The following is a 9,754-nucleotide window of genomic DNA, read 5'->3' as shown; positions in this document are numbered from 1 at the left end:
CTTGCATTGGGTGGCTCCTCCTATACGCAGATATGGACATCTGCAGTATGGCGCATTGCGACGCCGATTGGAGCAGGAGCCATCCACCCCATCAGATTATCCTTAAAACCCAGTTATGACTTATGGCCAAGTGTCAGGGGATATCCACCAACTTCCCGCGTGGAATCTCGCAGGCCTGATCGTACATCGGCAGCTCGACCAACTCCCCAACCTGCACAGAGCCATCTTTGCATCTGATTTCGATACTTGCTCCGGGTTCGTGACCTGCACTATCCATCAAGGCAATTCCGATACCATGGCCCAAATACGGAGAAGAAGCGCCCGCAGTAACGACACCTACCGTGGAACCGCCAATAGAAATCGAACCCGAAATCAGCGGCTCGCCATTTGGACACTTAATGCCATGCGAACGGCTTCCCGTATCTGCGGCTTTCAGAGCAGCCTTGCCGATAAAGTCGCCCTTTTCGGTGTCGACAAACCGGCCCAACCCGGCCTCGTAAGGGGTCGTGGTTGCGTTGAAATCCGCTCCGGCATTCAGAATTCCTGCCTCGATGCGGCGAATGTTCATGGCGTCCAGGCCAAATATCTCCATTCCGAAATCTGCGCCTGCAGACTTAATATGTTCCCATAGTGCATCCGGGTCATGATGCGGTTCGGTATAGAACTCCCATCCCAACTCGTTGGTGTAACCAGTGCGTGTGATGAAAACTTTCTGGCCCCCAAGGTCAACTTCAGCGCAAGCAAAATAGGTAAATTTCTCGGGTACGCCGCCCGCGGCCGCCTCAAGGATCTTCAGCGCATTCGGTCCTTGTACTTGACTGACAAAGACATCCGGGTCGGAAATCGTTACGTCCATACCCACGGCATGGGCCCGCGCCCAGCTATAGAAATCTCCATCAGCCTGCGCATACCAGAAGCGATCTTCCGCCAGACGAAGCAGAACGCCATCGACCAGCATGCCGCCATCCTCGTAACAGGCCAGACCATAGCCACACCGACCGACCTTCACCTTGGTGATGTCCTTGGTGAATAACTTATCCAACAACGCCTCAGCGTCGGGGCCGCGAAATTCCAGCACGTATTCACCTGTGTGCAACACGGCCGCCTGCCTGCGAAGGCGCCAGTACCCTTCTTCGGTCGAGTGGTCATCAAAACAAACCGCCATCAGACGTCGGTTATAGATGCAGTAATGTGCGCCTTTGGAACGCTCGTGCTCATGATAAGGGTGCCGTGTGATCGAATAGTCCCATCCTGCTCCGGGAATATCCGAAACCACGCTGCGTGTTTTTCCGTCGCTCGATCTCATTTGTTCCCTCCACGACCCCAAAGGCCGTCAAGACCCCAAAGAGCAAGATTTTATACCAACGTCTGCCTCGGTGTTCGGAGCGAGGCTATCATATTGCGACAATAACCTGTTCTTTCCAAGTGGAGAAATCATTTGATCTTTGGTAATAATTTAGAAAAACTAAATTATGTCGAAATGGATGCCCTCTCTGAATTCTTTGCGCGCCTTAGAAGCCGTTGCGCGGCATCTGAGTTATCCAGCCGCTGCTGAAGAGTTGGGTGTGACGCCCGCTGCAGTGAAGCAACTGATCGTAAAGCTCGAAGATGCCTTAGACAAGAAACTGGTGGAAAGACGTGGTCGTGGCTTGGCGTTGTCGGAAACTGCAATGACAGCAACAAACGATTTGAGTCTTGCAATGCGTCATTTAACGGACGCTGTACGAGGCATGCGGGAGTCGCGCGATACCAAGCGGTTGATTGTCTCGGTGGAATCATCTCTTGCTACGACGTGGCTGGTGCCCAGGCTGCATGACTTTTGCTTCCGGCATCCAAACATCGACGTATTGATCGATTCATCTCAGAGGATCGTGGACTTGAAACGTTCCGACGTTGATGTCGCAATCAGATATGGTGTCGGGACCGATCCCGATTTGATCACCCATCAACTCTTTGAGGATTGCGTCGCTCCTGCCTGCAGTCCTACGCTCGCGGAGGGACCACTGTCGTCGGCATCGTTGGATCAACTGCCAGGTGTGCCTCTTATCCATTGGGATATAGCCAAATTGCCTTGGGCTACACAAGCAAGGCGTTGGTTCGACTGGAGTGAATGGGCCAGGCGCGAAGGCATAAGTAATATCGAGGCTGGAAGTGGCTTGCATTTCAGTGACTACGGAATGGCAGTTCAAGCAGCGATATCCGGACAGGGAATAATATTGGCGAGCAAGCCAATTTTGCACGACCAGTTTGATGCCGGATTGCTTGTCTTGCCTTTCGCGAACAGCTCCACAAAAACCGGCATCGGGTATGATCTCGTGATGACGAAACAGGCCGACGATCGACCCGAAGTAATGGCGTTCACGGATTGGCTGAGAAGTGTTTCCCATTGAGACAGGCGCGCAAAGGATCTCCAAGCCGCCGCGCAGAATGGATCAATGACGCGATGATAGATCGGACTTGATGAATGACCTCTCTTGAGCAAATTGCCGACCTTAGGACCGCCAATTCAAACGGCAGCTTCGTCCCGCTCTGCCGACCTTCATCCTTCCAAAATGCTGCATGGTGGACGAATGGCCGGTCTGGTGAAGCTGCGCTGCAGCACCGGTCACCTTGGCGGGTGACCGCTTTGGGCCGTTGCCTACGTATCTGGATTATTTACTTTCCTAACTTCCCAAACACCTGAGCTCCGAGACTTCGCGTTGTATTGGTGGCTTTGTCAGGTAATCCGAGAGTGTTTCGAATTTCGATCAAATACTGCCGGGCCGGCATGGGTTCGCCGTCGACAAGAGCCGTAAAGGAGCCACTGGTGTGTTTTCTGATAACAATATTGCCTTCCACATGAGTGGCAATCACGTCGCCTACTTCAAACTTTTGCGCCGACGGCTGCTTGTTCGGAAAGGTCATGGATCCACGTCCGAGCCTCAGCGATCCTCGATAGGGAGCGGCGCTGTCTGCTGAAAATTCTTCAACGCTTGCATCATATGCAACATGGACGCCAATTTCGTCCTCATTCGTGTCGAGCCATACAACTATAATTCGATCTACAAGATCAAGTGTGCTTTCCTTCAGGCTAACGCCTGTGGATGTTGTGATTGTTTTTACGGACACGCGTAACGCCCGCTGCGATTCACCATGTTTCTAACCCTACCCGCCATAACGATCCCATTTGTAACCAAATTTGTAACCACAGGACGGACAAAGCGCCTGTAATGCAAGGGTTTTATTTGATTTCAATGGGATAGAATGGTGGGTGATAAGGGATTTGAACCCCTGACATCTTCGATGTGAACGAAGCGCTCTACCACTGAGCTAATCACCCGCCGTGGGCGTTTCTAGCGTCAGTCCGCGCCCTGTGCAACCTGATCTTTCATGGGGTCTTCCTCGCCGCCATCCGGCCCGTTGATCGCTCTTGCGCCGCCTGCTTTGGGCTGGCGGATTTTCGCGACGATCACCCGTGCATTCGCCATTTCCTTGATGCGATTGATCTTGACCTTGCCCAACGGCTGAAGGTTCAACTCGCGGCCTTCAGCCAGAGCTTCGCCGAGAATTTCCAACACCGCCTCGACCACCGGCTTGGCCAATTTCTTTTTGACGTCTGTGCGGGTCACAACCTTGTCCAGAAGCTCTTGTTTCTTGAGTTCGGGACCGGCGTCAGCGGCCGGGTTTTCGGTTACAACGACAGAGGTGATGCTCTCCGCTGGCTCCGGCGTGGCAGCCGTCGCGGCTGCCCCGGTCTTGACCGCGGTCTTGGCAGTGGTCTTCGGGCTGGCCTTGGTGCTGCGTCGCGTGCTCATGTCATGCCTCAATTGCTTGTTTTATGGCAACAATCTAGCGCGACAAAGGAAACATTGCCAGCAAGAGTTGACGAAATCGCCCCTATACCGCTAACTCGACCCATAAAACTCATCCTGGAGAAGACTAATGAATAACACCTGTGTAGCGGCTCTTTTATGTTTGAGCCTTTTGACCGCGCCTGCCCTTGCCAGCGGTCTTGTCGATCCGATGATCACACCAGAAGTTATCGCCGCAGATACCACCGGTTCCGCCGGTGGGCTTGATCTCGCGATCCCGGCGTTTTTCATATTTTTGGCGATTCTGACAGCCGCTGGTGCGCTTTAAAACGTCACGCCGTCTCCTCGGGACAGACCCGTTCTGACCATCCCAACGCTTGAGGAGTAAGCGTTGGGTAATCTCGTGTGTCCGGACGTTATGCGAATAAATTGTGCGAAAATCCACGTTTTGTGGCATGATCAGTGTCATCCATGCGCGGATTCCTTGTTTCCCAGCCACTTTTGATCATTTCCGTTTTCCCGCCACAGGACAACTTTCCAGGGGGGAAATCATGAAGAAAATACTTTGCTCAACCATCCTTGCCTCAACTCTTGTGGTGACCGGAATGGCGCAGGCGGCCGAGAATGCACGAATGAGCGCCAAACAGGTCCGCACCGCGACAACCGTGTCCTCGCAGGGCTCGGTCGGAAGTGGCGGCCCCGAGGTCGTCGTTCTGATCATCATGGCCATCGTTTTCATCACCGCACTTGTCGCCTCGGGCGGCAGTAGCGCAGGTACGTACCCGGCGATGATGGCGAGCGACGAGCGCCTGAAGACCGATATCAAACGGGTTGGCACCTCGCCCGATGGCTTTGGCATCTGTCAATTCCGCTACAAGGGCCATAGCGAACGTATCCAAGGGGCCATGGCCCAGGATGTGCAGCGCCTGCGCCCCGGTGCCGTCAGCGGCCACAGTTCTGGCTTTCTGATGGTGGATTATACGCAGATCGACGTCGCCCCGCGCGTTGCCGACCAGGGCGGCCCTGCAAAACGAAATGCGGCGCAGGGTCTCCCCTGCGCCGCACCTCATTTTGCTGAACGACCCCACTTAATGCGCGGTGGCACCTGTGCCCTCGCCGCCCCGCTTGATCGCGGCCTCGGCGGCGGCGGCCTCTTCGGCGGCCTCGTCCCACTCGACCGGCTCTGGTGCGCGCACCAGTGCCAGCTTGAGAACGTCGCGGACGTGATCGACCGGAATGATATCCAGACCCTCTTTGACGTTGTCAGGGATCTCGACCAGGTCTTTCTCGTTCTCGCGCGGGATAAGCACGGTCTTGATGCCACCACGCAGCGCCGCCAGAAGCTTTTCTTTCAGCCCGCCGATGGGCAACGCATTGCCGCGCAATGTCACCTCGCCGGTCATCGCGATATCCTTGCGCACCGGAATACCAGTGAGAACCGAGACGATCGACGTCACCATGGCAAGACCGGCACTTGGGCCATCTTTTGGTGTCGCGCCTTCGGGCACGTGAACGTGGATATCCCACTTTTCAAACTTCGGCGGCTTGACCCCGATTTCAGGCGCAATCGAGCGGACATAGCTTGACGCCGCATCAATCGATTCCTTCATCACGTCGCCAAGCGTGCCGGTGGTCTTCATCCGGCCCTTGCCCGGAAGGCGCAGCGCCTCGATGTTCAAAAGCTCACCGCCGACAGAGGTATAGGCAAGCCCGGTGACAACACCGACCTGATCGCTTTCCTCGGCCAGGCCGAATTTGTACTTTCTGACACCAAGGAAATCGCTGAGGTTTTCAGAGGTCACCCTGATCTGCTTGTCTTCGCCCTTGATGATCCGGGTCACCGCCTTGCGCGCCACCTTGGCGATCTCGCGCTCAAGGTTCCGCACGCCGGCCTCGCGGGTGTAATAGCGCACCATGTCAGTCAGCGCATCATCGCTCAGCTCGAACTCGCCCTTGCGCAGACCGTTGTTCTTGATCTGCTTCTCGATCAGGTGCTGCTTGGCGATCTCGCGCTTTTCATCCTCTGTATAGCCCGCCAGCGGAATGATCTCCATCCGGTCCAGAAGCGGCCCCGGCATGTTGTAGGAGTTCGCCGTGGTCAGGAACATCACGTCCGACAGGTCATATTCGACCTCAAGATAGTGATCGATGAACGTGCTGTTCTGTTCGGGATCAAGCACCTCAAGCATGGCAGACGCCGGATCTCCTCGGAAATCCTGCCCCATCTTGTCTATCTCATCGAGCAGGATAAGCGGGTTGGTGGTCTTGGCCTTTTTCAGCGCCTGAATGATCTTGCCCGGCATCGAGCCGATATAAGTGCGCCGGTGACCGCGAATTTCGCTCTCGTCACGCACGCCGCCAAGCGAAATGCGGATGAACTCGCGACCCGTTGCGCGGGCCACCGATTTGCCAAGGCTGGTCTTGCCCACGCCCGGCGGGCCGACAAGGCACATGATCGGCCCTTTGAGCTTTTTACTGCGCTGTTGCACCGCAAGATACTCGACGATCCGCTCCTTGACCTTGTCCAGACCATAGTGGTCCTTGTCCAAAACGCTCTGCGCACGGCTCAGGTCTTTCTTGACCCGGCTTCTCACGCCCCACGGGATCGACAGCATCCAGTCGAGATAGTTGCGCACAACGGTCGCCTCGGCGCTCATCGGGCTCATGTTCTTGAGCTTCTTGAGCTCGGCATCCGCCTTTTCGCGCGCCTCTTTGCTCAGCTTGGTCTCGGCGATCTTCGCCTCAAGCTCGGCCAGTTCGCCTTCGCCCTCTTCGCCATCGCCCAGCTCCTTCTGAATGGCCTTCATCTGCTCATTCAGATAATATTCGCGCTGTGTGCGCTCCATCTGGCTCTTGACGCGGGTCTTGATCTTCTTCTCGACCTGCAAGACGCTCATTTCGCCCTGCATCAGTCCATAGACCTTTTCAAGACGCTCGCTCACGCTCAGCGTTTCAAGCAGGTCCTGCTTCTTGTCGACCTCGATACCAAGATGCCCGGCCACCAGATCGGCAAGCTTTGCCGGCTCTTCAGAGTCGGTGACGGCGGCAAGCGCTTCGTCGGGGATGTTCTTTTTGACCTTGGCATAGCGCGCGAATTCATCGCCCACGGTGCGCAACAGCGCCTCGATGGTGGTGGCATCGCCTGGCATCTCGGTCAGATACTCGGCGCGCGCCTCGAAGAAATCGTCGTTCTCAAGGTATTCGGTGATCCGCACCCGCGCCACACCCTCAACCAGCACCTTGACGGTGCCATCGGGCAGCTTCAGCAGTTGCAACACGTTGGCCAGTACGCCGGCTCGGTAAATACCGGCCTCGTCCGGGTCATCAATGCCCGGGTCAATCTGACTGCTCAGAAGGATTTGTTTGTCGTCCTGCATCACCTCTTCCAGCGCGCGGACGGATTTTTCACGCCCGACGAAAAGCGGCACGATCATATGCGGGAAAACCACAATATCGCGCAGCGGCAGCACCGGGTACGAGGCGTTAAGGGGGTCTTGCATGCTCAATTCCTGTTCTTGGCAAAAAGGCACTGGCCCTGACTATGCAGCAACCTCGGCCTTCTCCGTTTCACTGATGTTAATTTGGGGCACATCGGCACCGATTTCAACACGCGCCCCCCAGAATGCCCGCCCAAGCCCGCGGGGGCAAGGGCACAATAGGCAGGTTTTATAGCAAATGCCGCGCCCGACGGTCAGGCGCGGCATGAAAGCGGCGTTCTCACAAGCAGAGGTCTCTGCCCGCCCTAGGCGGCCTCAAGGCTTGGGTAGTCGGTATAGCCCTCGCGCCCACCCCCATAATAGGTGTCGCCATCGCCCTCGTTGAGCGGTGCATTGACGCGCAGCCGCTCGGCCAGATCGGGATTGGCGATGTAGGGGCGCCCAAAGGCCACCAGATCGACTTTGCCTTCGTCAACCCGCGCCATGGCCAGATCGCGGTCATAGCCGTTGTTGGCCATGTAAACCCCTTTCCAGAGCGCGCGCAGCGCATCAAACCCGCCCTCACGCTTGCCGCCGGTCTGCCCCTCGACAAGGTGCAGATAGGCCAGCGGATAGGCATTCAGCCGCTCGACCACATAGCCGAACGTCGTATCCGGGTCGCTGTCTTCGGCATTGTTGGCCGCCGAGAACGGCGAGAGGCGCAGGCCGATCTGCCCGGCGGGCCAGACCTCTGTCAGCGCATCGAGCACCTCGAACACCAGCCGCGCGCGGTTCTCGATCGAGCCGCCATAGGCATCCGTCCGCGTGTTGGCGCCATCCTTGAGGAATTCATCCAGCAGATAGCCATTGGCCGCGTGAAGCTCGATCCCGTCAAAGCCCGCCTCCTTGGCGCATTTGGCGGCATGCACGTAATCGGCGAGGATGCGCGGCATCTCATCCAACTCAAGCGCGCGCGGCTCTGACGTTGTGGCAGGGCCTTCCTTGGTAAAGGTCGGCGCCTCGGCGCCAATGGCAGAGGGTGCAACCGGCGACTGACCGTTCGGTTGCAGCGACACATGGCTGATCCGGCCCACATGCCAAAGCTGGATCACGATCTTGCCGCCCTCTTCATGCACCGCGTCGGTCACCTTCTTCCAGGCGGTCACCTGGGCGGGCGTGTGAATGCCGGGCGTCGCGACATAGCCCTTGCCCTCGGCCGAGATTTGCGTGGCCTCGGTGATGATAAGCCCGGCACCGGCGCGCTGACGGTAATACTCCACATGCATATCCGACACTTCGCCGGTGTCATCATCGGCGCGGTTGCGTGTCAGCGGGGCCATCACGATCCGGTTGGCCAGCTCGAGGCTGCCTGCTTTGGCGGGGGAAAATAGCTTGTCTGTCATGGGGCTCTCCTGCGTTTGATCCGTATTGCGCCGGGATGCATGACTGCCTGCCCCGGCCTTGGATCATACCTAGGCACGACACGCCCCGGCCCCAAGAAGCAGTCCCTGTCCCCCAGTCCACAGTACGCCTTGCAGAAATGCACAGATCCGACCGCTTGACAGGGTGATTGTGACAAAATGCCAATAATTTAACTCCAAGCCGCCCATAAAGCGCCCAGAACACCCCGCAGACTGTCGTGGTATTTACCATCTTCGAGGCCCGGTTTCATGTTTGCACGCATCGCCCGCCAATATCGGCGCTTTCTGTTTGGCAGCCTGCTTATCTCGCTCTTCATGGGAGTGACCGTGCTCTCGGGCGTCGTGGACTGGCCCGCAGGGATGTCCCGCCCGGTCATCGGCACGCTGACATGGGCGATCGTGCTTATCCTGATCATCGGGATTCCGATCGTGGTGCTCAGCCTGTTGTTGCCGGGATTGCTGCCGCTGATCGAACTCTGGCTGATCACGATCCTCGTGCTTTGCCTGGTCGACCCGCTTGTGCGCCCCGTCATCACCGGGTTCGGCCTGCCCGGCTGGAGCTATTGCATCCTGCTTGGCGCCGCCTTTCTGGTGGTTGAACGCTCGCTTTACGGGCCGTGGCTGGCCAATCTGTGGCGGCGCGATATGAAGGCGCATAGCGCCACCCTCACCGCGCCCGGCACGCCCGAAGAGATTTGGCGCAAGCTTTATCCAGACGCCGCCCATAGCGAGAGCTTTTTCTGGCCCGGTGCCAGCTTTCCGCCCGCCCCGGACGGCAGCGACGCGGATATGCTGATGCGCCTGCCGCGTCATCACGCGGCCAAGGATGCCTTCTTTGAGCTGCACATCAAAGAAGCCCGCCCGCCCGATCATTTCCTCTATGAGGTCCGCCCGCTGCCCGGTTGTGAAGACCCCCGTCAACGCATCGAGGTCAAGATCACCCCTCTGGACGAGACCCAAAGCCGTGTCACCTATACCCAGCAATTTCTGGACCTCTCCTTTGGCAAGCGGCTGTTCTTATACCTCCACAACGATTTCCGCGACACATTGGCAAGCCTGCGCGCGCGCCTGTCGGGGCGCAAGGATCGCTCGATTCAGGGCAGCCAGATGCTGAAGGCCTGAACAG

The 9,754-nt window shown here is 57.4% G+C and carries 9 protein-coding genes and 1 tRNA gene; 3 read left to right on the top strand and 7 right to left on the bottom strand.

What is annotated here, in order from left to right:
* Positions 1-133: 133 nt before the first annotated feature.
* Positions 134-1,306, bottom strand: a complete 1,173-nt coding sequence (locus BUB78_RS14340; protein WP_073199112.1) for an aminomethyl transferase family protein — start codon at positions 1,304-1,306, stop codon at positions 134-136.
* Positions 1,307-1,472: 166 nt separating this feature from the next.
* Between BUB78_RS14340 and BUB78_RS14335 the strand changes: the two genes are divergently transcribed.
* Positions 1,473-2,390, top strand: a complete 918-nt coding sequence (locus BUB78_RS14335; protein ID WP_084732881.1) for a LysR substrate-binding domain-containing protein — start codon at positions 1,473-1,475, stop codon at positions 2,388-2,390.
* A 265-nt stretch (positions 2,391-2,655) separates the two neighbouring features.
* On the opposite strand, the gene BUB78_RS20405 is transcribed toward BUB78_RS14335, so the two are convergent.
* The 3 genes from BUB78_RS20405 to BUB78_RS14320 form a co-directional block, all read right to left on the bottom strand.
* Positions 2,656-3,108 (bottom strand): hypothetical protein, encoded by a 453-nt coding sequence (locus BUB78_RS20405; protein ID WP_139279358.1) that lies wholly within the window; start codon positions 3,106-3,108, stop codon positions 2,656-2,658.
* Between the two features lie 136 nt (positions 3,109-3,244).
* Positions 3,245-3,319, bottom strand: a tRNA-Val gene (locus tag BUB78_RS14325).
* 19 nt (positions 3,320-3,338) lie between these two features.
* Positions 3,339-3,794, bottom strand: coding sequence for an HU family DNA-binding protein (locus BUB78_RS14320; protein WP_073199108.1), 456 nt, complete (start codon positions 3,792-3,794; stop codon positions 3,339-3,341).
* 127 nt (positions 3,795-3,921) lie between these two features.
* Between BUB78_RS14320 and BUB78_RS20400 the strand changes: the two genes are divergently transcribed.
* A complete protein-coding gene (locus BUB78_RS20400) occupies positions 3,922-4,119 on the top strand; it encodes a hypothetical protein (RefSeq protein ID WP_139279357.1) in 198 nt (65 codons plus the stop codon).
* Positions 4,120-4,296: 177 nt separating this feature from the next.
* Here BUB78_RS20400 and BUB78_RS20395 read toward each other — a convergent pair whose 3' ends face one another.
* The 3 genes from BUB78_RS20395 to BUB78_RS14305 form a co-directional block, all read right to left on the bottom strand.
* Positions 4,297-4,650: a hypothetical protein gene (locus BUB78_RS20395; RefSeq protein ID WP_139279356.1), complete on the bottom strand. Its 354-nt coding sequence runs from the start codon at positions 4,648-4,650 to the stop codon at positions 4,297-4,299.
* Between the two features lie 229 nt (positions 4,651-4,879).
* Positions 4,880-7,291, bottom strand: a complete 2,412-nt coding sequence (lon, locus tag BUB78_RS14310) for an endopeptidase La (RefSeq protein ID WP_073199103.1) — start codon at positions 7,289-7,291, stop codon at positions 4,880-4,882.
* A 242-nt stretch (positions 7,292-7,533) separates the two neighbouring features.
* Positions 7,534-8,610 carry an alkene reductase gene (locus BUB78_RS14305; RefSeq protein ID WP_073199101.1) on the bottom strand — a complete coding sequence of 359 codons (1,077 nt, stop codon included), beginning with the start codon at positions 8,608-8,610 and terminating at the stop codon, positions 7,534-7,536.
* Positions 8,611-8,877: 267 nt separating this feature from the next.
* Here BUB78_RS14305 and BUB78_RS14300 point away from each other — a divergent pair, with 267 nt between their 5' ends.
* The gene (locus BUB78_RS14300) at positions 8,878-9,750 is read left to right on the top strand and encodes a DUF485 domain-containing protein (RefSeq protein WP_073199099.1); all 873 of its coding nucleotides are present in this window, start codon (positions 8,878-8,880) and stop codon (positions 9,748-9,750) included.
* The last annotated feature ends 4 nt before the right edge of the window (positions 9,751-9,754 follow it).

The sequence above is a fragment of the Roseovarius marisflavi genome (assembly GCF_900142625.1).
Classification (GTDB): domain Bacteria; phylum Pseudomonadota; class Alphaproteobacteria; order Rhodobacterales; family Rhodobacteraceae; genus Roseovarius; species Roseovarius marisflavi.
The sequence above is the reverse complement of the archived record's forward strand: the minus strand, read 5'-3'. Positions and strand labels throughout refer to the sequence as shown.

Excerpts from the sequence above, each read along its gene's own strand:
- BUB78_RS14335 (WP_084732881.1), top strand. The coding sequence starts at position 1,473 with ATGTCGAAATGGATGCCCTCTCTGAATTCTTTGCGCGCCTTAGAAGCC.
- BUB78_RS14320 (WP_073199108.1), bottom strand. The coding sequence starts at position 3,794 with ATGAGCACGCGACGCAGCACCAAGGCCAGCCCGAAGACCACTGCCAAG.
- BUB78_RS14300 (WP_073199099.1), top strand. The coding sequence starts at position 8,878 with ATGTTTGCACGCATCGCCCGCCAATATCGGCGCTTTCTGTTTGGCAGC.
- lon (WP_073199103.1), bottom strand. The coding sequence starts at position 7,291 with ATGCAAGACCCCCTTAACGCCTCGTACCCGGTGCTGCCGCTGCGCGAT.
- BUB78_RS14340 (WP_073199112.1), bottom strand. The coding sequence starts at position 1,306 with ATGAGATCGAGCGACGGAAAAACACGCAGCGTGGTTTCGGATATTCCC.
- BUB78_RS20395 (WP_139279356.1), bottom strand. The coding sequence starts at position 4,650 with ATGCCAAAGCCATCGGGCGAGGTGCCAACCCGTTTGATATCGGTCTTC.
- BUB78_RS20400 (WP_139279357.1), top strand. The coding sequence starts at position 3,922 with ATGAATAACACCTGTGTAGCGGCTCTTTTATGTTTGAGCCTTTTGACC.
- BUB78_RS14305 (WP_073199101.1), bottom strand. The coding sequence starts at position 8,610 with ATGACAGACAAGCTATTTTCCCCCGCCAAAGCAGGCAGCCTCGAGCTG.